Below are 24,004 nucleotides of genomic sequence, written 5' to 3'. Positions count from 1 at the left end.
ATATAACGAGTGTATTTTTACTTTATTGGTAATATGTAATAGGACGCTTTCCATGAGCATACTTATTGTCGGTGGAAATAGTGGTATTGGTCAGAGTTTAATTCAATATTATTGTGAGCAGTCTACGACGGTGTTAGCTGTAAGCCGTTCTGAAATTGAGTTTTCTCATCCTTTACTTAGCACTTTAATAGTCGATTTAACAAAACAGCCAGGTTTTTTGTATGATTGGTTAAAGAAAAAATACAACCAAAATAATGTTAAGCCTAGCATTATCATTAGTTGTATAGGGCTACTGCATACACCAGAGACATTTCCAGAAAAAAGCTTAAAAGCTGTTAATCAATATTTTTTTCAGTTAAATATGCAAGTCAATTGTTTTGCGAATATTTTGTTGGCTCAGTGTTTGGCTAAGTTGTATGGACGGCGTGACAGTTTTAAAATCATAATATTGTCGGCAAAAGTAGGCTCAATAACAGATAACCAATTAGGTGGGTGGTATAGTTATCGAATGAGTAAAGCGGCATTAAATATGCTGGTGAAAACCTTAAGTATTGAATGGCATAGAACTCACCCTAACGGTTGTATCGTAGCGGTTCACCCTGGTACCACAGATACAGCGTTATCTAAGCCTTTTCAGACTAGTTTGGCAGCTCATCAGTTGTATTCGCCACAGTTAACAGCACAACGAATTGCCAAAATAGCTGAAAAATTAACGGTAGAAAAAAGTGGTCAGTTGTTATTTTGGGATGGCAGTACGTTACTTTATTAAATCTGGTCAATGTTTTTATTTAGCCATTTTGCACGTAATATGATTTGTTTTTGAATATCTTTTGGTTTGTTTTTCCAGTTTTTGACTTGCATAGCAAGGCGAGGATGTTTAGCTAGCCAAACTATATGTTGACTAATAAAATGCCAATATAAGGTAGTGAAAGGACAAGCTGAGTCACCATGAGCTTGTTTGGGGTTGTAAGGACAATGACAACAGTAGTTAGACATTCTATCAATATAAGCACCACTGGCAATGTAAGGCTTAGAACCAACAACACCTCCATCAGCAAACTGGCTCATCCCTATGGTGTTTGGTATTTCCACCCAAGCCACGGCATCAACATACATGGCTAAATACCACTGATGTACTGCTACAGGTTTACTTCCCCAAATTAAGGCGAATAACCCTGTTACCATCAGTCTTTGAATATGATGACCATAACCTTGATTGAGAACTTGGTTAATGGACTCTTGCAAACAAGTCATGTTGGTTTTGCCTGTCCAATAGAAATCAGGTAATGGCTTTTCTGTATGAAAAAAATTGAAGTTTAGCCATTTATTTGCATTAGCCCAGTATAATCCTCGAATGTATTCACGCCAGCCAAGTATTTGGCGAATAAATCCTTCCACAGCATTAATAGGGGCTTTACCTTGGCGGTAAGCAGCTTCTGCTAATGTTACCACTTCTCTTGGGTTGAGTAATTTTAAGTTTAGGCTACTGGAGAGAAGGGAGTGATATAACCACGCCTGGTTTGTCCACATGGCATCCTGATAATCACCAAAAAATGGAAGACGGTTTTCGATAAAATCATTGAGTGCTTGGAGTGCCTGCTGACGATTAATGGGCCAATTAAAGTGTGTTAGCTGACCAGGCAAATCCGGTAAATATTGGTTAATATCACTAATTACGCTTTTAACAATGCTACTCTGATGAAGTTTAAGGGGAGCGTTTTTTGGCGGAGGGCTCTGTTTACTGAAAGACTTTCTGTTTTCTTTGTCGAAGTTCCATTTTCCTTCTAGCGGCTGTTGCTTGTTATCGACTAAAATATTTCTGGTTTTGCGCAGATAACGATACCAGTATTCCATCCTGTTTTGTTTTTTACCTGCTAACCAACTGGTGAATTCATCCGGGGTACTAAAAAAGTGTAGATCGTCCAGCCATTGCAGTTTGAAGCTCTGGGTTTGGCAAAAGTCACCGATTTGTTGCTTGATTCGACAATCACCAGGTAAAACACAATGAATCGCCTTAGGGTGTAGTTCTGTAAAGGTTTTTTGTAAGGCTTCTGTAAAACTCTTAAGCTGAAGGCTTATATGTAGATAGTAAACAGTGATGCCTTGTTTTTCTAACTGTTGAGCAAAGTGCCGCATTGCAGCCAGAAATAACACCGTCCTGGTTTTACTGGAAATAGGGTGGGTTGATTCTTCATTAACTTCAGCCATCCAAGCAATATCCTGGTTTGGATCAAAATGCTGCCAAATTAGACTATCGTGGTTAAGCTGATCACCAAGAATGATACAAAGGTTACGAATGTTACGCATCATTGTTGGTTCTTAACTAGGGTAGCTAGAAAATCTTTATTCAGTTCTATGCTATGTAAAATTCCCAAAGAATCGAGCTGATTTGCGTGAATAGTACTTGCATCACCTATGATTCCTAAGGGGCAGTTAATAGTATTTAACAACTGCGGTATTTCTCGTTGAAAAAGATTGTTCATTGACTGATGACTGACAAGTATTACACTATCGAAGTGAGTTTTGGTGGTTATGTAACTGATTTCATTTATTGGTAAATCGGGTCCAAATAGTTGTATTTGATAATTATAACTAACCGCTAATAGGGCTGGAAAATACAAATATATATCAGATGGTTCTGTAGAGGGGGCTACCAATAAGAGTTTATCACCTGTTGTCTGTTTGTTGGCATGATACAGTTTAGTATTGAGTTTATTACGTAAATACTGATAGAAAAAAATTCGCTCTGCCTGGCGGCCATATTCGTTTTGCCAGGTATTTTCTAGTGTTTTTAATACGGGGAGAAGCAACGAGTCGCTGACAGTATTAATAGGATAAATAGCTAATGCCTGATTACACAGATCATCAAGCTTTGACTCGTTGAAATGTTGGACAGCAGTTGAAATTTGCTCTTGATAGGATAACCACTGTTCATTGTTGGTTGATTCTGTAGGTGGTGTTTCAGTTGTGGTTGGTTGAGTACTCTGTCTTTCAAGTAACCCTTTAACCTTACTAACAGCTACACCGCGATTTATCCATTCTACAATTTGATTGATGCGCTTAATGTGGCCCATTGAATAGAGACGGTGGCCTTTAGCTGTTCTATTCGGCTTAATTAACCCATAACGACGCTCCCAGGCTCGTAGCGTAACTGCATTAACCCCAGTAAGTTTAGATACTTCCCTAATAGGTATTAATTGTGAAGTATCGGTATTTTCAATTGTCATGATTACGATAGATTGCCATTCACTAAGTCAAACCAAATAGTAACATGGGTAACTGCTTATAGTTGATTTCTTAGCCCAAGCGAAGGGGGGTGAGGGTTTAGGTATGTTTGTAGCCTAATATAGTCGTTTCCATATTGTTCGACATAATGATTAATGAGAGTGATAGGTACTATCAAAGGGAGTATGCCAGTGCGATAAGATTCGATTGATTCAAGAATTTGTTGTTTACTTTTGGCTGAAGTATTTTTTTTCAAAAAGCCTAAAATATGTTGCAAGACGTTACAATGGCTTTTACGTGTGGCTTTAACTGAAAGGACTTTCATAAAAGCTGTAATATAAGTATCGGCTAGTTGTTTTAGTGATTTATTGGCAGTTTGTGCAACGAGACGGCCCAGTGACCGGTACCCTTTTTGTTGGTGGGCCATCAATAAGTACTTATTGCGGCTATGAAATTGAATAATGGTATTTCTGGAAAGATGTTGGGCGACAGTTGTTTGCCATTCATGATAAGCAAAAACACGGATGATAAAGTTTTCTCTAATCACTGGATCGTGCAATCGACCTTCTTCTTCAACTGGTAATAGGGGATAGGCTTTCATCAATTCTTTAGCAAATAACCCAACGCCACCACCCGGTTGAGCATACCCATTACTCGCATAAACTTTAACCCGTTCCATGCCACAGCTAGGTGATTTTTGCATTAAGATGTAGCCACTTAAATGAGCTAACTGTTGCACTTTGTGTTGAGAAAACTCAACCAAAGCGGTGGTGATATCCTCTTCTGGATGGTGAGTTTTTACGGCACTTGGATTTGCGATGTTACCAACAAGCCTAATGGGTTCTCGAGGTATTCCCAAACCGATCCCCACTTCTGGGCAAATTGGTTCAAATTGGAAATGCTCTGCCAGTTGCTGGGTGCAGTATTTTGAATGCTTATGACCTCCATTGAATCTGACATTTTGACCTAGCAAACAAGCACTGATACCAATATGAGGCTTTTCTGGGTGTGGACTCATTGTACATACTCCCTGGCTGTTAAGAGCTTGTATTGTACAATTTAGTTCTTTTGTATAAGTTTGTAAAGGTAAGCTTTCGAGATAAACGCTGATACTATATTTTTTTATTAAAAACAGTAGGTTATGTTTTGGATAATCTTTGCTGTATTGTACAGCTTTTCTATAACGCGCTATCAGTTAGCGGTTGTTCCACTATTGTATATAAACTAAATTATGGGCAAGCTTAAGAACTATTACGGAGTAACGCGTGATTGATGCAAACCTATTACAGCTTTTGGTAGATAATGCCAACGATGGCATTGTGGTTGCCGAACAAGAAGGGGATGAGCACATACTCATTTATGTTAATAAAGCCTTTGAGCGGTTAACAGGTTATAGTGCTGAAGAAATCTTATATCAGGACTGTCGTTTTCTTCAGGGAGATGATCGTGATCAACCGGGCATCAATAATATACGGTTGGCATTAAAAAATAATCAGCCAGCCTGTGAGCTTATCAGAAATTATCGTAAAGATGGTTCAATGTTTTGGAATGAACTGCGTTTAACCCCAGTGTTTAGTAATGAGGATCAACTTATGTACTACATAGGTATTCAAAAGGATGTTACAAAACAGAAGGAGATGGAAAAGCGCTTAAAAGTATTAGAGCAAGCTGAAAAATAAATGTCAGCCTTTATACTATGAAAGAAATGGTTCACTGATAAGTGTAACTAATATCAACAACATAATTTTCATCGGGGTTTTTTAATAGATTGGAAATCCCCTGGTATCGAAGTAACCGCTTGGTTTGCTTGTTATATGTCACTTCAATTGGGTCTGCTATCCACCTCAATAACATATTATCTAATGCTAAATGAAAGGAAACAGTCGCTTCGGATTGTTGAATTTTTTTTGCCACAAAACCATAAGACTTGCCATTAAATAGCGCAATAAAACGAAACTTTATGTTCTTATCCTGAGTAAGAGGCTGCCAATTTAGTTTAATCATCGAATCAAACCCTGCATCAACAATAGTATTCTTATCCAGCAATGTTTGAGTGTTGGTAATAATTTTGTTCTCCACTTTTTCAGTAATAATAATAGTATTGTCGATGACTTGAGAGCGTTGCTGGTAATTCAGTCGATAGTCAATAAATTCGATGTTGGGTGTTTTAGGGAGTTTATAGTTGACGGTCTTTTTTGCTAGTAGCTGATCGTTAGGGCCGTAGTATTTGACAGTATCAGTGATAGGTACTTGAGTGAGCTGATTAATGTTAAACTGGTGATGCTCTTGGTATAAGGGTTGTCTGGTTTTATGGTCGACAGCTGTTCCTATGACAGTGATTAGGGTTGAGTTGGCAAGCGCGTTAATACTGTATAGTAGGGTTAAGCTAAACAAGCAGTTATTGAAAAAAACAATCATACTCTAGTCTCTAGTTTAATGAGTCGATACTCTTAGGGTTATACCTGTTGCGAATCTATAGTAGTGTCTGAGGTGGCTTTTTGTTGGTAAAAATCAGCAAACAATAATAATAACGGGAATAAAACCAGCCAGCTAACAAAGATAAACCATAGACCATTGGGGCCTAAACTAAGCTCAGTTAGTTGTATCCCTACCGCGTAGCTGGCAGAACCGGCAATGCCTCCAGTCGGTATTGCAATAAGCTTATGGGATTTGAACCAGGCCAGGCTATGATTGAGGGTAGTAGCAAAAATTACCCACAAGCAGGCTAGCCATAATGGAACTAATGCTGTTTGTGTATCTGGTTTGATAATAACTCCTAGCTGTATCCAAAAACTGTCTATACTTGCTCCAACTAACAAAACAGTTGCTAAAAGTTCGCGCTCTTGTTGCCAATTACCAATCAAGTAAAAATGAATGGATAATATAATGACCAAACAAATCACTGCAATGTGATTACCTCCTAAGATGCAACCGAACCATCCCAGTTGAAATAAAAAAGCATTGAGAATAAAGATATGGGCTTTACTTTTCATTTACATAAAATCATTTCTAGATATTGTGTTTAAGCTTCTTTACTAAATAGCCAAGCACAGGAATATGTTCATAAAGCATGCTGCCTAGATCAAAATAATCTCGATGATAAAATGCTTTACCATTATCTAAAAATTTAATCAGGCTAATGCCACTTAATTGAATGGGTTGGTTTCTGTTCAGCTTTAAATGGCTATAAGTCAGTTGCCAAGGGATAGTTGCAATACCTTGAGAGTTTATATATGTCTCCTCTTCAAATTTAAATGTGCAGGAGGTTAAATTTTGATATAAAGCTTCAAAATAGTTTTGTAGAGAGGTTAAACTGGTAAACTTGTTCACCGGGTCAATAAACACAACATCTTCAGTGTACATTGTGCTGAGCTGATTTAAGTTATCCCTGTTCAGCAACAGATAGCGGCCTTTAAAGGCTGTTAATATTTCCTCATAATTTACTGCAGGCATGACTTGACTTCCTTTAACTGCTTGAAGGCTGTTAGCACCTGTTCTCTTGCCAGACTGTGATCTACTATTGGGGCAGGGTAAGTATTGGGCAGCTGATTTTGTTGTAAATAGTCTTGGGGTTGATGAATATATTTCATAGGGACTGATTGTAATTCTGGAACAAATTCTTTAATAAACTGCCCCTGTGGGTCAAATCTCTTCGATTGGCTAGTGGGGTTAAATATTCGAAAATAGGGGGCAGCGTCAGTGCCTGTTGATGCTGACCATTGCCAGCCACCATTATTGGCCGCTAAATCCCCATCAACTAAATGTTGCATAAAAAATTTTTCGCCTAGCCGCCAATCCAACATTAAATCCTTAGTTAAAAACATGGCTACGATCATTCTGAGTCGATTATGCATCCAACCAGTCGCTACCAATTGTCGCATAGCGGCGTCGACAATAGGAAAGCCTGTGTTGCCTTTTTGCCAGGCATTTAAGAGGTTAATATCATGAGACCAGGGAATTAGTTTGGTTTCAGCTAAAAATGGCTGGTGCTGAGAAACTTGAGGAAATCCAACCAGAATATGTTTATAAAACTCTCGCCAGATAAGCTCATTTATCCAACAAGTGATCCCAGGGTTGCCTGAAGCAAATTCACCAAGATTGGCGCTACGAGCTGCATGAAGGCATTGTCGAATCGAAATAATTCCTGCTGTTAAATAGGGTGAAAGCTGGCTGGTAGCAGGATGAGAGGGAAAGTCGCGGCTTTCCTGATAATGTGTTGCTTTGTGATTAATAAATTGTTGTAAACGTAGTTGAGCTGTTGATTCACCTATAGGCCAATGATCAAACAGTTTAGCAATAGCTTGGTTGCAATAATCTATCGCTAAGCTGTCTTGAGTTAATATTAGATTAAAGTTTTTTTGTTTGGCTGGCGAAGGAAGTGGTAATCGCTTCACTGAGGCTAATCTTTCATATAATCTGCGTTTAAACTGGGTAAAGACTTTATAAAAATTGCCTGATTGGTTTTTTATTGTGCCAGGGGTAAATAGCAACTGGTCGGTAAAGCTTTGGCAAGTCAGCTGCGCCTGTTGGAAACACTGATGAACTTGTCGGTCTCGGTTGATTTCATTGATCCCGTATTCTTCATTAAAAAATAAACCGCTGCATTGATATTGTATCGCTGTGCTTAAAAGAAATTCTGCAGCTTCATTAAATTGATGAAGTTTCTTGATCAATAAAGGAATATTTAGTTTGTTAAGTGTTTGTTTTAAGTCTGCCAAGTGGGCAAGTTGAAATTTAATTTTATTAGGTGAGTCATAGTGCTGTTGCCATTGTTCTGGGAATAATAAATACACAGCAATCACTTGGCCTTTATTGCTAGCTTCATATAAAGCAGTGTTATCGCTGACTCTTAGATCGCTACGAAACCACATTAAATAGGTATTAAAACTCATTTAACTTAAAATCCATTAGACTGGTTTTACCTGACTGAATATCTGAAAATAGGTAATCAATTTCCGGTAAAATTTTACTAAAAAAGAAATGGGCGGATTTAACCTTAGACTGGTAAAAGTCTGTTTGAGTGGTACTTTGCTGCAACTGTTGATTAGCCAGTGTTGCCATTCTTAGCCATAAGGCACCCAAACAGACCAAAGCTACCAGCCTCAAATAAGGAGTAGCCACAGCTGCTGCTTGCTCTGGGTCTTTACTTCCATGTTGGGCTAACCATTGGGTTGCCTCTTTAAGCTGGCTGATGGCTTGCTGTTGCTGAGCAAAGTGTGGACTATTAGTATGGGGTTGAATCAGCTGATTGATTTTATCTAACAGTCCAGCAAATAAACGTCCCTGGTGCAGAGGAAGTTTTCTGCCCACTAAATCCAAGGCTTGAATACCATTGGTGCCTTCATAAATACGGGTTATTCTTACATCACGGACTAGCTGTTCAACTCCCCAGTCTTTGGTGTAACCAGCTCCCCCCAACGTCTGTAAAGCAAGGTTACAGCAATAGCTGCCTTCATCGGTTAAAAAGGCTTTTACCACAGGTGTCATCAGTTGAATAAAATCATCTGCTCGTTGGCGCTCTGTTTTATCTGGGTGATATTCACTGATATCAACTTCAGCTCCCACCCAATAGGCTAAGGCGCGGTTACCTTCATTGATGACTTTTTGCCTTAACAACATCCGTCGTACATCAGGGTGGACGATAATTGGGTCGGCAGCTAAATCAGGAAATTTGGCACCGGTGATTGCTCGACTTTGTAAACGCTCTTTAGCAAAGGTTAATGCGGTTTGATAGGCGGTTTCTGCAAGTCCTAACCCTTGCAAACCCACCATTAGTCGTGCGTTATTCATCATGGTAAACATACAACGCAAGCCGCCATTCGGTGGGCCCACTAGCCAGCCTTGTGCGTCTTCAAAATTCATTACGCAGGTAGCGGAGCCATTAAGACCCATTTTATGTTCTAAGCCACCACAAGATACGCCATTACGACTGTTGTCGGACAATAGTTTAGGTACCAGAAATAATGAAATACCTTTGGTACCCTCAGGCGCATCTGGTAGTTTGGCAAGTACTAAATGAACAATGTTATCAGCTAAATCATGTTCACCGGAGGTAATCCAGATTTTAGTGCCAGTGATACGAAACTGGTTGTTTTCATTAGATGGAATAGCCTTGGTTTTGATTAGTCCTAAGTCAGTCCCACATTGTGGTTCAGTCAAGCACATGGTACCAGACCACTTGCCTTCTGCCATAAGCGGTAGATATTGCTGCTTTAACCCTTCACTAGCATGAGCGTTGATACAATTAATTGCGCCTCCAGTTAATCCTGGGTATGCGCTAAAAGCCAAATTAGTTGCACAGGATAGTTCTTCCATCACAAATCCAATTAAGTGGGGTAAAGCTTGCCCCCCATAGGCTTCATCAAGTGTCACACCATTCCAGCCTGCTGCTACATAACGCTGGTAGGCCTGCTTGAAGCTTGGCGGCGTTTTAACACTTTTATTGCTTGGGTCATATACACAACCAATTTTATCTCCCTCTGTATAACAAGGGAAAAGCTCTTGCTCACAGAGTTTGGCTCCTTCGTTAATCATCGTCATGATCAGATCTGGGGTTATTTCTGCAAAACGAGGCAGCTGGTCTAGTCTGGCATTATTCAGTAGCTGGCTGTAGATAAACTCTATGTCTTGAAGAGGCGCTTGGTAATGCAAAGTCATGGTCGATGTCCTTAACTTATACATGTTTTCTTTATTGTATAAGATATAATTGATTTTGTATAATTATTTTATAGTCAAGCAAGCTTGAGCATCTCAGTATTTAATTGGTGTCTCATACTAATCTCAGAGAACAGCTCATACATTATTAAGGACAACTTAGTAAAAACAATGAAAATTCTAATAACAGGCGGAACAGGGTTTATTGGTCAGGCATTAGTTAAAAGATGGTTAGAGAGAGATTATCAATTGACAGTGCTAACCCGTAACCCAGAACAGTGGGTAAGCCATTGGCATAACAAAGTTACCTGTATTAGCCAGTTTGACCAGTTAGGGCAAGATGATGAATTTGATGGCGTGGTTAATTTGGCGGGTGAACCTATAGTAGACAAACGTTGGACTGAGCAAAGAAAACAACAATTAAGAGCCAGTAGAATTGAGCTGACGGAAAAGCTGATTCAATTTTTACAACAGTTAGACAAGCCACCAAAAGCGTTAATGAATGCATCAGCTGTCGGCTTTTATGGTTATCGCCCAGCTGATAAAAAGATTGATGAAAGTGAACATGCAGCTGATGATTTTGCTGCCAAACTTTGTCATGACTGGGAGCTAACTGCAAAAAAAGCTGAGTCGCTAGGTATGCGCGTTTGTTTGATGCGTTTTGGGGTGGTTTTAGGGCGCGGAGGTGCTTTACAAAAAATGCTGTTGCCATTTCGGTTGGGTTTAGGGGGGCGAATCAGTACTGGTGAGCAAGTGATGTCTTGGGTGCACCTGGCAGATTTACTGAATGCCATCGATTTTCTAGTTGCTAATGATAAGTTGGCAGGCCCGTTTAACATTACCAGTCCAAATCCAGTGACAAACCTGAAATTTGCTAAAACATTAGCTGCACAACTCAATCGTCCTGCTATTTTTCCTGTGCCGGCCTTTATATTGAGGTTAATGTTGGGTGAAGGTGCTGATTTGCTGGTAAAAGGGCAACAAGTGTTGCCTGAACGATTGCTTGAAGCTGGTTTTGAGTTTCAATTTGGGGAGTTGCAAAGTGCTTTAGCTGATATTTTAGCAAGACCTTTGCCAAGTTAGAATTAACATTATATTAGTGTTTGCCACGGTGTTTTCTTTTATTAGGTGTATGTGGAATAGTGATGTGTGACTTATCTGGTTTAGTGGTTTGACAGTCACTTTGCATTTCTTTAACCATAGCTGTTAGCTGGGTAAGTTCGTTAGAAAGCCTGTTTAACAGAGTGCGCAAGTCTTCTGGATTTTCCGATTGTTCTTGCTTGCTAGACAATGGGTGTTGTGTGGATTCTGTTGGCTTTTCGTGGGCTGCTTTATCATGTTGTTCGTGAAGACGCTGTTCTAATTTTTCTCCTTCCTCAACTAAATGGTCAAATAAGCGTTGGCTTTCTTGCCCAGCTTTTTCTAGTTGAACAAAAGCGCCTAAACCTGCTAGCCAAATCTTGTGAGCTGCATTTTTTAACTGGCCTAGTTGAAAGCCAGAGTCTTTAACGAGTTCCATACAACAAACCAATGAGGTTAGAGTGGGAATTGCGGTTAAGTTAAGTTCTATTATTTTAGTCTAGTATTAGTTGAGTTACTTAATAAAATGATAGCTTGATAAAAAGCTAGGAATCTTCCAGTGACTTCATTAAACTGACATGTAAAACTGTCATAACCGAAAAGAAAATCGGAAAGAAAGGAATTAGGTTTAAGGTTAGTGACAAGTTCACTCATATTACTTAGCTTTGTTTAAGTGAGTCTAGGTGTAAGTTATTTATCACTAGCTATAAATGGTTTGTGCTTAGGTGTAATTTATTTGGTAATGGTAATTTGTTAGGTATAGCTAGGTACAAGTTGCTCAATACAAAAGGTTATTCATGGAAACAGTTGCTGCTAAGGATATTTCGCAACGAATTAAAGAAATCGGCTTAGCCATTGAACAGTTGGAAGAAGAAGATGTAGCAGCTGCTCGTCGATGCCGTAAGCAGTTAGCCAAGATAATTGGCAGAGAAGTCAATGGTTCGACGGATGCCTATATTGATTTTGAAAATATGGCAGGCCCCAACCCTATTATAGGGATACATGCCAAAGATATTACTGATACTTTAATGGTTATGGCTAAGCAGGTGGTGAAACACCCGCAGCTGGCTTTATATCAAAGTTGGCAATTGTTAGGTGATGCTGTACAAGTGTTACTGGGTAATTCAGATTTAAAACCATCGAAACAAGATAAACGTTTTTATGATCCTACTTGGCATGATAACCCATTTTATAAACGTTATATGCAACTTTATTTTGCCTGGTGTAATCGGTTGTGTGAGTGGACTGAGCAGGTAAGCCTTGAAGATGCAGAGCAACGTCGTGCTAGATTTATTTTATCGCTTATTACTGAGGCGTTAGCACCTACAAATACGTTGTTAAATCCTGCAGCAATAAAAAGGATTTTTGAAACTGCTGGAGAAAGTGTTCAGCAAGGTGTGGTCAATTTGTTTGATGATTGGCTACATAATGGTGGAATGCCTGCACAAGTTAATAAGCGAGCCTTCAGTGTGGGGGAAAATCTTGCTACAACGCCAGGTTCGATCGTATTTCGTAATGAAGTATTGGAGTTAATTCAATATAAACCCATTACTCCTCAAGTTTATAGCAAACCCTTATTTATTATTCCTCCGCAAATTAATAAATTTTATATTTTTGATTTAACACCAGATAAAAGCTTTGTTCATTATGCTTTAAGCTTAGGTATTCAGGTATTTGTTTGTAGCTGGCGTAATCCCAATATTGAGCATCGTGACTGGGGGTTGGAAACTTATATTGTTGCTTTGGAAGATGCTATTGATGCAACCTGTGAAATAACGGGTGCAAATAATGTAAATGTTTTAGGCGCTTGTTCAGGGGGAATTACTGCAGCCACCTTGGTGGGGTATTTACAGGCCGTGGCTAAAAGTAAAGTTAATGTGCTGACGTTAATGGTCAGTGTATTGGATATGAATATTGACTCTGATGTTGCCTTGTTTGCTACCGAACGTTCACTGGCGCAGGCAAAAAGCTACTCTCATCGCAAAGGGGTATTAGAAGGACGAGATTTAGCGAAAGTATTTGCCTGGATGCGGCCAAACGACTTGGTTTGGAATTATTGGGTTAATAACTATTTATTGGGTTATCCACCACCGGCTTATGATGTACTGTATTGGAATAATGATACTACCAGGCTGCCGGCGGAGCTGCATGGGCAATTTCTTGATATGTATGAGGAGAACCCTTTTCATCATCCTGGTTTATTGAAAATTTGTCATGAACCGATTGATTTAAGCCAGGTGGAGTGTGATTTATATGCAGTTGCTGGGTTGAATGATCATATCACTGCATGGGAAGCCTGCTATCGATCAACTTTGCTTTTTGAAGGGCATTGTGACTTTATTTTAAGCAATAGTGGTCATGTCCAGTGTATTTTGAATCCACCCGGCAATCCGAAAGCATTTTATTATACTAACAGCAGTCACCCTCAACGAGCCGAAGAATGGCGCAAGTCTGCCGCTAAACACCGGGGAAGTTGGTGGGAACATTGGGCTGGCTGGATTAAAGAAAGATCAGGTGAGCAGCTACAAGCCCCTAAAAAATTAGGCAGTAGTTTATACCCTCCAACGGATATTGCTCCTGGCACTTATGTTCATGAATAAAAAGCTTTATGAGAAATAGGCTTCATGAGTAGATAGGTAATGAATAAAGCAGCAGAAAAAAAATGGGCTAGATATCCTGATTTTGACATTCAATATCAGGAAGTAGCCGGCCAACAATTACGGGTGGCCATCCGACCAGGCAGCCTTGAAAATAAGCCACCTTTGTTACTATTGAATGGTATCGGTGGCAGTGTTGAGTTTTTGCAACCCTTGGCTGATGAATTAACGGGTGTAGAAATTATTGCTTTTGATGTACCTGGGGCTGGGGGATCGCCAGCTCCTTTGGTACCGTATCGTTTTGCAGGGTTATCAGAATTAACTGCAAAATTGCTAAATAAGCTGAATTATGGACAAGTTAATGTCATGGGGTATTCATGGGGGGGCGCGCTTGCCCAACAGTTTGTTCATGACTTTAGCAGACGTTGCCGTAAACTGGTATTGGCTGCTACTACAATGGGAGTGGTAGCAGTGCCTGGTCATGTTTCGGAGCTATTGAAGATGGCTTGGCAACCCAAAAAATATTTTAGTCAGGCTATTAAAGGAGCTTTAATCAACAACTATAGCCGGCACGCAAGTTTGCCTGAGAAGCCACCTTCCCAGGGCATGGTAGGTTTTTCCTATCAGTTACTGGCAGGTTATGGATGGACCAGTTTTTTGTGGCTAAGTAAGGTGCGCAATGACACCTTACTGTTAGCAGGAGAGAAGGACACGATTGTACCTGCCATCAATATGAAATTGATGGCAAGGTTGATGGCGAATGCTGACTTAAAACTGTTATCGGGTGACCACTTTTTCCCTATTGTGACCCCCAAACAAACAGCCGACTTAATCCTTAGTTTCTGCGATTATCATTAAACTTAGGTATGTGTAAGCTCCTTAGTGACGCTGTTGGTTACCAGTCGTTTGAGCTGCGAGAATTTGTTTGGCTGCCTGCCAGTCAAATGGCTCACCTGACATTTCTGCAGCTAACCGTTGTTCTTCTAATTGCTGATAAACGGCAATTTCTTCTTCTGGCATGAAGTGCAAACATTCTCCACCTAGCAGCCATAGTAAATCTCTTGGAATAACAGGTGTTAATTGTGGCCAATAACTAATGAGCTGACAGGTTAAATCTTGTCCTTGCTGATAGGCAGATTCATCGCCTTGTTGAAAATAATGGGCAATTTCTTGACAGCGCGTTACCCAAGTGCTTAGGGCTTCCTGATTAAGCTCTGCACTGGCTTTTTTCATTGTTTCACTCAACTGGTGAAAAAGTACTTCTAATGATGGTGTTGCTGACATAGGCTTGGATTTCTATTGATTGACCTCAATTAAAGAGGAAAGGGTAGCGGATTTAAGGCTTGTTATCACTATTAAAATTATTATTGCAGAGCTACTTACCTGACCTGCTGTGTTATCAGCTGTCTATCGCAGTTGGCTACACTTCACTCTGAATTTGACTTTTCCTAGTCCAGGTGTCCAAGCCTTCAAAAGGCATCTATGTCAGGTTGAGTCAGTCTTAAGATGGGTTACATTGCATGAAGTCTTTAGCACTTGAGATTAATGATTTACATAAGACCTATGAAAATGGTCATGAAGCACTAAAAGGTATCAGTTTGACTGTTGAACAAGGCGATTTTTTTGCCTTGCTTGGGCCAAATGGTGCGGGGAAGTCTACCACAATAGGTATTATATCCTCCTTGATAAATAAAACAGCAGGTGATGTTGCAATCTTTGGCTATAACCTGGAACAACAGCGCTACCTGGCAAAAAAGCAACTGGGGGTTGTTCCACAAGAATTTAATTTTAACCAGTTTGAAAAAACCAGAGATATTTTAGTGACGCAAGGTGGTTATTATGGAATGAGGCCACAACAGGCCAAAAAGCAGGCTGATCATTATTTAAAACAGTTGGGTATTTGGGATAAGCGAGATGTTCCGGCAAGAATGTTGTCAGGTGGGATGAAACGCCGGTTAATGATTGCCAGAGCACTAATCCATGAACCACAACTGTTGATTTTAGATGAACCAACTGCCGGAGTGGATATTGAGTTGCGTCGTTCTATGTGGGAGTTTTTAACGGATATCAACAAAAACAGAGGGATTACCATTATTTTAACCACCCATTATTTGGAAGAGGCAGAGCAACTTTGTCGAAATATTGCCATTATTGATAAAGGTAACCTGGTGGAAAATACCAGTATGAAATCGTTGCTCAGGAAGCTCCATTTAGAAACCTTTATTTTTGATACACAACAAGCAATAAGCCAATCACCCACTGTTAACGGTTACCCTGTCAGGGTCGTTGATGACCATACTTTGGAAGTACAGGTAGAAAAAAGCCAGGGCCTTAATTCACTCTTTTCCCAGTTATCTCAACAACAGATTGAGGTGACCAGTATGCGTAATAAAGCCAATCGCTTAGAAGAGCTATTTGTATCACTGGTGGAAGCAAGTAATGGTAAGTAGTCAGTTTTTTTGAGCTGGGTATTTTAGTCTAAAAATAAATTATAATAGGTATCGCATGTATTGGCAGCACATTTGGATTGCATTTCAAACCATCTATTTAAAAGAAGTTCGTCGTTTTCTCAGAATTTGGCCACAAACTTTATTGCCACCGGCTATCACTATGGTGCTGTATTTTGTGATATTTGGCAGCATCATTGGTTCGAGAGTGGGCGAAATGGGGGGCTTTGCCTATATGGAGTATGTGGTACCTGGACTGGTGATGATGTCAGTGATTACCAATGCTTATAGTAATGTCTCTTCGTCTTTCTTTAGTAATAAATTCCAGAAAAGTGTTGAGGAAATGCTGGTAGCGCCTATCCCTAACTGGGTTATATTAGCTGGCTTTGTTGCTGGTGGAGTTACACGTGGCTTAGCTGTTGGATTGATAGTCACTTTATTATCTCTGGGTTTTGCCAACTTACAAGTGGTTGATATTGGGGTGACAGTGATTGCAGTGTTATTAACGGCGATTGTGTTTTCGTTGGGTGGTTTTATCAATGCAATTTATGCAGAAAAGTTTGATGATATATCAATTATTCCTACTTTTGTGCTTACCCCTTTGACCTATTTAGGGGGGGTATTTTACTCAGTAGAGGTGTTACCTGAGTTCTGGCGACATTTATCCCATGCCAATCCAATCCTTTATATGGTTAATGCTTTTCGCTATGGAATACTAGGTTATGCGGATGGTATTAATATTTTATTTTCAATTGGAATGTTGGTGTTCTTTAGTCTATTGCTAACAATGTATAGCTTAAGACTGCTTAGCAAAGGTAAAGGGTTGTTGCATTAAATAGGTGCAACGTTAAGGTGTCTGATATTTAATGGATAGTATGGTTGCAGGGGGCATTAGGCCCTCGCTGGACTAGATAATGACTTTATCTCGCAATTTTTTGGCGGCATCTTGTAGGGCTGTAATGATTTTTTCTTTGTCGTAACGTTGAACATTTGCAGTATCCAAATACATTGAAAAACCTTCAAGCTCGTGTTCGATAAAGCTTTGGGTTGCTCCAAGATCACGTCTAAAATCCACCACTTGATAGATAGCAATTGGCCGAGAAAAGCCTTTAACACTGATATTACCTTTATCGCGGCACATGATGACATCTTTGATTAATGAGTAGGTTTCGTAAGAAATGAGAATTTCATTGGGTTCAGCACTGCTTTCTAAGCGACTGGCTAAGTTAACCTCTTTACCAATAATGGTGTAGTCCATTCGGGACTCTGCTCCAAAGTTACCCACGGTGCAATAACCGGTGTTAACTCCCATTCTGATTTCTAGGGGTTTGCTGATACCTTGGCTGCGCCATTGCTGACGTAATACTTTCATATGTTTGCGCATGGCGATTGCCATGGATACTGCTGACATTGCATCTTTTTTAGCGCCTTGGCTATTTGGGTCGCCAAAAAATACCATAATGCTGTCGCCCACAAACTTATCGATAGTGCCTCCATATTTGAGGGCAATGTTGGACATTTCGGTCAAATAGTTATTCAGTAAGTCAGTTAATGCCTCAGCTTCCATTTCTTCAGTTAATTCAGTAAAACCTTTTATGTCTGAAAAAAATACAGATAGCTTTTTACGCTGGGTTTCTAGGCGGGCTTTATGTTTACCAGAAAAAATCAACTCATACACTTGAGGAGAGACGTACTTACAAAGGTTGTTAGCCAACTGCAGTGACTTTTCTTTTTGTAGTTGGACTTCTTTTTTACTGGTTTTTAATTGCTCCCCTGTATTATGAAACTGATGAGCGATATATAAAATATAAACACCACAGCTGATGCCTGCTGCTACTGCCATGAGAGTTGGCGTTGGCCCTGCCAATTGCCCCTGATTGAAGACATAACCAGCCATGGCACTTGCTATGAGGAATAAATTAGTAGTGGAAAGGGTTTGCCGACCACTAAAGGCAATCGTGCTAAATTCCAGCATTAAAATAAAGAGTGTAGTGGGCACTGCAGAAAACCCCATGAGCCCAATGACTACACCTGTATTAATTGCGTCTAAATAGTGAAGGGTGCGACGGCTTGCTTTACTGGCATGCTGGAAAAAACGTTGGCAAAACAGATAAGTAATATGAGGGTAGAGTAACGCGTAAGGTACGACCCATAAGATGCTGTGAGCCAAATGCCCAGTATAGGAGCCAGATGCTATGGTAACAGCACCTGCAAGATAAGCCAGGATGCGAACATTGTAGTCCCTGATCAAGGGGTTATTAGTTACTGCACTCATCTATGTTGATGGCCTATTCTTCAATATCGACAACAAGCAATAGGTGTGGCTGCTATCAATTATGGCTTTTAATTCAAGAGGTTAGAAGTCAATCTTAACCTTGCCACTACCTTTCTGCAATATACCCTGTGAAATAGGTATTGGTATTTTTTTAGTTCTTGCTCAATATTTTCTTTGAAAAATCGTCATTTTCATAGTGATGTAAGTGGCCTTAATTGACTGTGAATATTACAAGAATAGCGGAAGGCTGTCGGGTTATGGGCAAGAAGCAAAAGTTATTCTATTAACTTCTAACATCGTTAGATCCAAGTAGATTTTTCTACTTACTGTACGAGAGTTAGCTGTTGTTCATTATTGGTATTGGCGATGATGGGCTTGATTTGATTGGTTACATCCATTTGCTCGCCTAATGGCTCAGGACAAACCAAGCTAAATAGGTTTAACTCATGTAGATTACTAGGGAGCGTAAGTAAAGTGTACTTTAAAGCACTTTTCAAATTTAACCGATGTCCCACTGATATATACACGGGCGGATAATCTTCATGCAAGCGTAAAATAGCGCTGTGGGCTTGTTGGTGGGTTTTTAGCGGCACCCAAGTTCCCCGTTTGCGAGGTAGTTTGTGATGTACAGGCATATGAGGAATAGAGCGAATGCCAATTGAGGGGGTGTTGGTTAGCAGGCCGATATGACTGGCTAAGCCAAATCGATCAGGGGGAATTAGCCCGCGGCCATCACACAGAATCAAGTCTGGATTAATTTTTAGGCTTTCCAATGCTTTGAGCAGCACAGGCGCTTTTCTGAATGAGATTAAGCCATTTTGGTTAGGAAAGGTAAGTTTTTCAGTAGCGCTGTGCTGTTCAATGATTTTATGATCAGCAAGCCGTAATAACGTAATGTGAGCAGTGGAGTAGTCTTGATCTAAATTGATTTCAACTTGTGCTCTGGCCACATATTGAATATGAGTAAACTGATCATCAGTGACAATCCAGGCGCGCAGGCACTTTTGGATAGACTCAGCCTCAGCAGGTGAGATATTCCATGGATGCAACTGATGTATCTTCATATGTTAATAATTGGTTAAAGATATATGTTCGAACTATTTAATACCAGTCTCTTCTAATCGTAACCTGAGTATAGAAGTAATGGAAGCTTGTTTATAAAATTCCTTCCTGATAAAAATCTATTCTAATGTTGATAAGTGATTATTAATGGAAATATTAACTGCATTACATAACCGAGTTTCTATGCCTAGACTAGTCGAGCCTGGGCCATCTGATGAGCAATTGACTGCTATTTTTCAAGCGGCTTTAAGAGCGCCTGATCATGCTATGTTAAAGCCATGGCGTTTTTTAACGATTCAAGAGGAAGGCTTAAACAAACTGGGGCAGCTATTTGCAGATGCAGCCAGACAGGATCAGCCTGATTTAAGTGAAGAGGCATTGCAAAAGTACTTGGGCATGCCACTACGGGCACCAATGGTGATTGTGGTGATCTGCAGTCCAAAAGAACACCCAAAGGTGCCAGAGGTAGAACAGCTTTTGTCAGCAGGTGCAGCTACTCAAAATATCTTATTGGCATGTCATGGGATGGGAGTTGGAGCCATGTGGCGAACTGGTGCAATGGCCTACCATCCACATGTAAAAGCAGGGCTGGGGCTGGCTGAGTCAGAAATACTAACGGGCTTCATTTATTTGGGCACACCTCAAGGTACGGCTAAACGACTCCCGTTGTTAACACAAAGTGATTTTGTACGGGAGTGGTCTTAGTGTGGTTTTTGGTAGTGAGTGAACTATCTAGATAAGCTGCTCTCAAGTTATACTATTATTCGTTTTTAACTCTGTTTTGCATAAAAACAGGGTTAAGATGGTTAATGATTGAAGTTTCTGCAAAAAGTGCCTGTGAAATAACCAACATAAAAAAGTTGGTCTCGTTAGTTTTTCATAAGACAGTCACAGAAATTCATATACTCCATTGTTAGACTAAATAATATTAGTTATTTCAATAACATAGCTTAAACCTGTAAATTTTATCGACAGTTTTGCTATTAGCTCATACACTTGAGAGTAGGGAGCTTAATTGCAGGTTGGTTGTTGCATTTAATAAAGAATCAACTATCAAGTTGCAACCACTGCTTTAAGCAAGGGGAGATTATTTAGTTTGCATGTCACTTCTATGTCAGGGCTAACGGTAATGCCCTTCAAAACACTGATCACTATTAAGGATTCACTAATGAGTGGGGCTCTCCACTTGATTACAACAGGAAGTAACTATGGATTCAGTTGGTTTAGTCAGCTATAGCATTGCTGCAGTTGCCTACCTTGTTCTTACTTTCTTACTGAGTACTCGCCTTAAAAAAGAAGCTGTTGTTGGGAGTTGGTTGGTACTGGCTACATCAGGCATGTCAGTTTGGGCAGGAATTGTTGCCTATGCCAGTTGGGATGAGTCGATCTTTCTTGCTGATGTGCTACCAGTAGAAGCGGTTAGAACACTACTATGGTGTTGGCTCTTGTTAAAGTTGCTGGGTTATACCACGTTAGCTGCTAGTAAGATTATCGCAATAGGTCGGCCAACTTTATTAGCATTAGTTGCCTCATTGGTTTGGCTAGAACTGGATCCGGATTTACTGGCGCGCATACAACAGGATAGTACTTCAGACCTACGTATTATTAGCCATTTATTACTGGCTATTACCAGCTTGTTCCTGATAGAACAGCTATACCGAAATACGCAAGTGGATAAGCGTTGGGCAGTTAAACACCTGTATTTGGGGTTAGCAGTAGCATTTGCCTTTGACTTTATTTTATATGCTGAAGCGTTACTTTATAGTCATATTAACTTGGTTATGTGGAATGCCAGAGGTTTGGTTGACGCGTTAATTGTGCCATTGATTGCTTTGTCAGCAACACGTAACCCGAAGTGGTCAGTTGATGTATTTGTTTCTAGGCGGATTATTTATCGCACCTCAGTATTAGTCATTACAGGAGGCTACCTGCTGATAATGGCGATTGCTGGTTATTATATCAGAGACTTTGGTGGGGAATGGAGCGAAGTATTTTTGGCTGTTTTTGTCACTTCAGCCATTGTTGGTTTTTTTGTTTTGTTATTTTCTGCACAAATTCGTGCACAAATTAAAGTATTAATTAATAAACACTTCTTTCATTTTAAATATGACTATCGTGATGAATGGATGCGCTTGAATAATGCTTTAGTATCCATTGATGCCACAGAACCATTACAACAACGTTGCATTAAAGTAATGGCCGATACTGTTGATAGTCCCGCGGGAGTGCTGTGGTGCAAAGATAAAAAATCAGTGTTTAAACCAATATACGGTTGGAATATGCGTTTTGCTGATCACTGGCAGGAAACCCGAGAGTCTGAGCTGGTTCGATTTTTGATAGATAAAAAGTGGGTAATCAATAAAATAGAATATGATGCTAACCAGTCATTATATGATGGTGTTGCTTTTCCTGATTGGTTTACTCAAAACCCTGATAACTGGCTAATAGTGCCGTTAATTAATCATGATGATCTATTTGGTTTTATTATTTTAGCCAAGCCAAGAGCAAAACGGGCAATTAACTGGGAAGAACATGATTTATTAAAGATGATTGGTTATCAACTGACGAATTATTTAGCATTAATTGATGCAAGTGAAGAGTTGGCTAATGCCAGGCAATTTGAAGCTTATAATCGTCTTTCAGCTTTTGTTGTACACGATTTGAAAAATGTAGTCGCGCAACTGTCGTTGATTGTAACGAATTCATCAAAACATAAGCATAAGCCAGAGTTTATTGATGATGCATTGGAAACACTAACTAATGCTGTGGCTAAAATGAATCGAATGTTAGAGCAACTTCGTAAAGGTAAAATACCTACTAAAAATAAAACCATCGTTGATTTAAATGATGTGGTTTCTGAAGTTGCCAGACAGCAATCTGGTTATGTTCCTTCAGTAACAGTCATTAATGCGAGCCAAGTTATTCCATTAAAAATTGATCGAGCAAAATTGGTATCGGTTTTGGGGCATTTAGTACAAAATGCTCAAGATGCAACAGAAGACTCTGGTTGGGTTAAGTTAACCGCAGCTCATGAAAATAACCATGCCATTATCAGTGTTGTAGATAATGGTGCGGGAATGGATTCTGACTTTATTAAGACACGACTTTTTAAACCCTTTGATACCACTAAAGGAAATGCAGGCATGGGCATTGGTGTATTTGATGCCAAGGAATTTATTGAGTCACAAGACGGCACAATTTCAGTTAACAGCGAACCTGGTAAAGGTACCGAATTTATTATTCGTTTACCCCTACACCAGGGGTTGCCTAACGAAGCAACAAAAAGCACTGAAGGAGAACAAGCATGTCAGATATAAAGCGGACATTGCTTATTGTTGAGGATGATCCGGGCTTACAAAAACAACTTAAATGGTGTTTTGATGATTATGAAACGATTATTTGTGGAACGCGAGAAGAGGCTATTAAACATCTTAGACGCACTGAGCCACAAGTGGTCACTGTTGATTTAGGATTACCCCCTGACCCAGCTAATGCTAGTGAAGGCTTAAAAACAGTTGAACAAATATTATCATTGGCACCACAAACTAAAGTGATTGTTGTGACTGGTAATGATGATAGGGAAAACGCTATTCGCTCCATTGCATTGGGTGCTTATGATTTTTATCAAAAGCCAATTGATACTGATGTATTAGGGCTAATTATTGAAAGAGCATTTCATGTTCATGCATTAGAACAGGAAAACCATCGTTTACAACAAAAATATAATGCAGAACCCTTATCGGGTATTATTGCTTGTAGTGAAAGCATGCAAAAAATAACTCGAAGCATTGAAAAAATTGCACCAACAGATGTTGGAGTGTTGCTATTGGGGGAAAGTGGTACGGGTAAGGAAGTGCTGGCTCGAGCAATTCATAATTTAAGTAATCGAAAAGATAATAATTTTGTTGCGGTTAACTGTGCGGCTATCCCTGAAAACTTGCTGGAAAGTGAGTTATTTGGCTACGAAAAGGGTGCTTTTACTGGTGCTGTTAAGCAAACCAAAGGAAAAATTGAATACGCAATAAATGGTACGTTCTTTTTAGATGAAGTAGGTGATCTGCCTATGTCATTACAAGCCAAGTTATTGCGCTTTTTACAAGAACGAACCATTGAACGGGTTGGCGGCCGAGAGGAAATTCCTGTTGATGTTAGGGTTATTTGTGCTACTCATCAGAATTTACCCAAGCTGATTGATGAAGGCAGATTTAGAGAAGACTTATATTACCGAGTAAGTGAAATTACCTTGAAAATTCCACCCCTTAGGGAACGGCATGGTGATGCAGTGGTAATTGCACGCAATTTATTACAACGCTTTAATGAACAGCACAAGAGAAACTTAAAAGGCTTCACTAATGATGCCCTTGATGCAATTTCAAGTTATCACTGGCCAGGCAATATCCGTGAGTTAGAAAATCGCTTAAAAAGAGCTGTGGTGATGGCTGATGGTAAAATGATCAATGCAGAAGATCTGGAATTAGAAAATGTCGAGTTGAATGAATTTCCATTTAATTTAAAAGAAGTAAGGGAGAAAGCTGAAAAAGAAGTCATTAATCGAGCGATTGGATACACTAACAAAAATATATCTAAAACTGCTGATTTACTAGGTGTAACAAGGCCTACTTTATATTCACTCATGCATAAATATGGAATAATGGAATAAAACA

22 protein-coding genes are annotated in these 24,004 nt (G+C 39.6%); 10 read left to right on the top strand and 12 right to left on the bottom strand.

Features of this window, described 5'->3' with window-relative positions:
- Positions 1 to 52: 52 nt before the first annotated feature.
- Complete coding sequence (locus tag G4Y78_RS19650; RefSeq protein WP_163834634.1) at positions 53 to 769, top strand: SDR family NAD(P)-dependent oxidoreductase; 717 nt, start codon at positions 53 to 55, stop codon at positions 767 to 769.
- Here the strand turns inward: G4Y78_RS19650 and G4Y78_RS19645 are convergent.
- Genes G4Y78_RS19645 through G4Y78_RS19635 form a run of 3 tightly spaced genes read right to left on the bottom strand, consistent with a single transcriptional unit; the run spans position 766 to position 4,243 of the window.
- The gene (locus G4Y78_RS19645; RefSeq protein WP_222937542.1) at positions 766 to 2,310 is read right to left on the bottom strand and encodes a cryptochrome/photolyase family protein; all 1,545 of its coding nucleotides are present in this window, start codon (positions 2,308 to 2,310) and stop codon (positions 766 to 768) included. The two genes, G4Y78_RS19650 and G4Y78_RS19645, sit on opposite strands and share 4 nt — an antisense overlap.
- A complete protein-coding gene (locus G4Y78_RS19640) occupies positions 2,307 to 3,227 on the bottom strand; it encodes a MerR family transcriptional regulator (protein ID WP_163834633.1) in 921 nt (306 codons plus the stop codon). Before G4Y78_RS19640 ends, G4Y78_RS19645 begins: the two co-directional genes overlap by 4 nt.
- A 56-nt stretch (positions 3,228 to 3,283) precedes the next feature.
- Positions 3,284 to 4,243, bottom strand: coding sequence for a YbgA family protein (locus G4Y78_RS19635; RefSeq protein ID WP_163834632.1), 960 nt, complete (start codon positions 4,241 to 4,243; stop codon positions 3,284 to 3,286).
- 247 nt (positions 4,244 to 4,490) lie between these two features.
- On the opposite strand from G4Y78_RS19635, the gene G4Y78_RS19630 reads away from it, so the two are divergent.
- Entirely contained in the window at positions 4,491 to 4,904 is a 414-nt protein-coding gene (locus tag G4Y78_RS19630) for a PAS domain-containing protein (protein ID WP_163834631.1), read from the top strand.
- A 31-nt stretch (positions 4,905 to 4,935) separates the two neighbouring features.
- Here the strand turns inward: G4Y78_RS19630 and G4Y78_RS19625 are convergent, their stop codons facing one another.
- The 5 genes from G4Y78_RS19625 to G4Y78_RS19605 are packed head-to-tail and all read right to left on the bottom strand — an operon-like array spanning position 4,936 to position 9,882.
- Positions 4,936 to 5,643, bottom strand: coding sequence for a hypothetical protein (locus tag G4Y78_RS19625; protein ID WP_163834630.1), 708 nt, complete (start codon positions 5,641 to 5,643; stop codon positions 4,936 to 4,938).
- A 38-nt stretch (positions 5,644 to 5,681) separates the two neighbouring features.
- Entirely contained in the window at positions 5,682 to 6,218 is a 537-nt protein-coding gene (locus tag G4Y78_RS19620) for a DUF2878 domain-containing protein (RefSeq protein WP_163834629.1), read from the bottom strand.
- A gap of 16 nt (positions 6,219 to 6,234) precedes the next feature.
- The gene (locus tag G4Y78_RS19615) at positions 6,235 to 6,678 is read right to left on the bottom strand and encodes a nuclear transport factor 2 family protein (RefSeq protein WP_163834628.1); all 444 of its coding nucleotides are present in this window, start codon (positions 6,676 to 6,678) and stop codon (positions 6,235 to 6,237) included.
- Positions 6,666 to 8,117 (bottom strand): deoxyribodipyrimidine photo-lyase, encoded by a 1,452-nt coding sequence (phrB, locus tag G4Y78_RS19610; RefSeq protein WP_163834627.1) that lies wholly within the window; start codon positions 8,115 to 8,117, stop codon positions 6,666 to 6,668. The genes G4Y78_RS19615 and phrB overlap by 13 nt, the downstream gene beginning before the upstream one ends.
- Positions 8,107 to 9,882 (bottom strand): acyl-CoA dehydrogenase C-terminal domain-containing protein, encoded by a 1,776-nt coding sequence (locus G4Y78_RS19605; protein WP_230425624.1) that lies wholly within the window; start codon positions 9,880 to 9,882, stop codon positions 8,107 to 8,109. The genes phrB and G4Y78_RS19605 overlap by 11 nt, the downstream gene beginning before the upstream one ends.
- Before the next feature lie 168 nt (positions 9,883 to 10,050).
- Here G4Y78_RS19605 and G4Y78_RS19600 point away from each other — a divergent pair, with 168 nt between their 5' ends.
- Complete coding sequence (locus G4Y78_RS19600) at positions 10,051 to 10,962, top strand: TIGR01777 family oxidoreductase (protein ID WP_163834626.1); 912 nt, start codon at positions 10,051 to 10,053, stop codon at positions 10,960 to 10,962.
- A 13-nt stretch (positions 10,963 to 10,975) separates the two neighbouring features.
- Here the strand turns inward: G4Y78_RS19600 and G4Y78_RS19595 are convergent, their stop codons facing one another.
- Positions 10,976 to 11,398 carry a phasin family protein gene (locus tag G4Y78_RS19595; protein ID WP_163834625.1) on the bottom strand — a complete coding sequence of 141 codons (423 nt, stop codon included), beginning with the start codon at positions 11,396 to 11,398 and terminating at the stop codon, positions 10,976 to 10,978.
- Positions 11,399 to 11,756: 358 nt separating this feature from the next.
- Here G4Y78_RS19595 and G4Y78_RS19590 point away from each other — a divergent pair, with 358 nt between their 5' ends.
- Both G4Y78_RS19590 and G4Y78_RS19585 read left to right on the top strand, forming a co-directional pair.
- Positions 11,757 to 13,559, top strand: coding sequence for an alpha/beta fold hydrolase (locus tag G4Y78_RS19590; protein ID WP_222937541.1), 1,803 nt, complete (start codon positions 11,757 to 11,759; stop codon positions 13,557 to 13,559).
- Between the two features lie 39 nt (positions 13,560 to 13,598).
- Complete coding sequence (locus G4Y78_RS19585) at positions 13,599 to 14,414, top strand: alpha/beta fold hydrolase (protein WP_163834624.1); 816 nt, start codon at positions 13,599 to 13,601, stop codon at positions 14,412 to 14,414.
- 21 nt (positions 14,415 to 14,435) lie between these two features.
- On the opposite strand, the gene G4Y78_RS19580 is transcribed toward G4Y78_RS19585, so the two are convergent.
- Complete coding sequence (locus G4Y78_RS19580; RefSeq protein WP_163834623.1) at positions 14,436 to 14,840, bottom strand: PA2817 family protein; 405 nt, start codon at positions 14,838 to 14,840, stop codon at positions 14,436 to 14,438.
- 236 nt (positions 14,841 to 15,076) lie between these two features.
- On the opposite strand from G4Y78_RS19580, the gene G4Y78_RS19575 reads away from it, so the two are divergent.
- Together G4Y78_RS19575 and G4Y78_RS19570 are read left to right on the top strand one after the other, a co-directional pair.
- The gene (locus G4Y78_RS19575; protein ID WP_163834622.1) at positions 15,077 to 16,006 is read left to right on the top strand and encodes an ABC transporter ATP-binding protein; all 930 of its coding nucleotides are present in this window, start codon (positions 15,077 to 15,079) and stop codon (positions 16,004 to 16,006) included.
- A gap of 55 nt (positions 16,007 to 16,061) precedes the next feature.
- Entirely contained in the window at positions 16,062 to 16,838 is a 777-nt protein-coding gene (locus tag G4Y78_RS19570) for an ABC transporter permease (RefSeq protein ID WP_163834621.1), read from the top strand.
- Between the two features lie 72 nt (positions 16,839 to 16,910).
- Here the strand turns inward: G4Y78_RS19570 and G4Y78_RS19565 are convergent, their stop codons facing one another.
- Positions 16,911 to 18,278 carry an adenylate/guanylate cyclase domain-containing protein gene (locus tag G4Y78_RS19565; RefSeq protein ID WP_163834620.1) on the bottom strand — a complete coding sequence of 456 codons (1,368 nt, stop codon included), beginning with the start codon at positions 18,276 to 18,278 and terminating at the stop codon, positions 16,911 to 16,913.
- Positions 18,279 to 18,601: 323 nt separating this feature from the next.
- Positions 18,602 to 19,342: an endonuclease V gene (locus G4Y78_RS19560; RefSeq protein WP_163834619.1), complete on the bottom strand. Its 741-nt coding sequence runs from the start codon at positions 19,340 to 19,342 to the stop codon at positions 18,602 to 18,604.
- A gap of 145 nt (positions 19,343 to 19,487) precedes the next feature.
- On the opposite strand from G4Y78_RS19560, the gene G4Y78_RS19555 reads away from it, so the two are divergent.
- The 3 genes from G4Y78_RS19555 to prsR all read left to right on the top strand — a co-directional run bounded on the left by G4Y78_RS19555 (position 19,488) and on the right by prsR (position 24,000).
- Positions 19,488 to 20,045, top strand: a complete 558-nt coding sequence (locus G4Y78_RS19555; RefSeq protein WP_163834618.1) for a nitroreductase family protein — start codon at positions 19,488 to 19,490, stop codon at positions 20,043 to 20,045.
- A 503-nt stretch (positions 20,046 to 20,548) separates the two neighbouring features.
- A complete protein-coding gene (prsK, locus tag G4Y78_RS19550; RefSeq protein WP_163834617.1) occupies positions 20,549 to 22,657 on the top strand; it encodes an XrtA/PEP-CTERM system histidine kinase PrsK in 2,109 nt (702 codons plus the stop codon).
- Complete coding sequence (gene prsR / locus G4Y78_RS19545; RefSeq protein WP_163834616.1) at positions 22,645 to 24,000, top strand: PEP-CTERM-box response regulator transcription factor; 1,356 nt, start codon at positions 22,645 to 22,647, stop codon at positions 23,998 to 24,000. Before prsK ends, prsR begins: the two co-directional genes overlap by 13 nt.
- Positions 24,001 to 24,004: the final 4 nt, after the last annotated feature.

The sequence above is a fragment of the Spartinivicinus ruber genome (genome assembly GCF_011009015.1).
GTDB classification, from domain to species: Bacteria; Pseudomonadota; Gammaproteobacteria; order Pseudomonadales; family Zooshikellaceae; genus Spartinivicinus; species Spartinivicinus ruber.
Note: the sequence above shows the minus strand (reverse complement) of the source record. Positions and strands in the feature narration are given on the sequence as shown.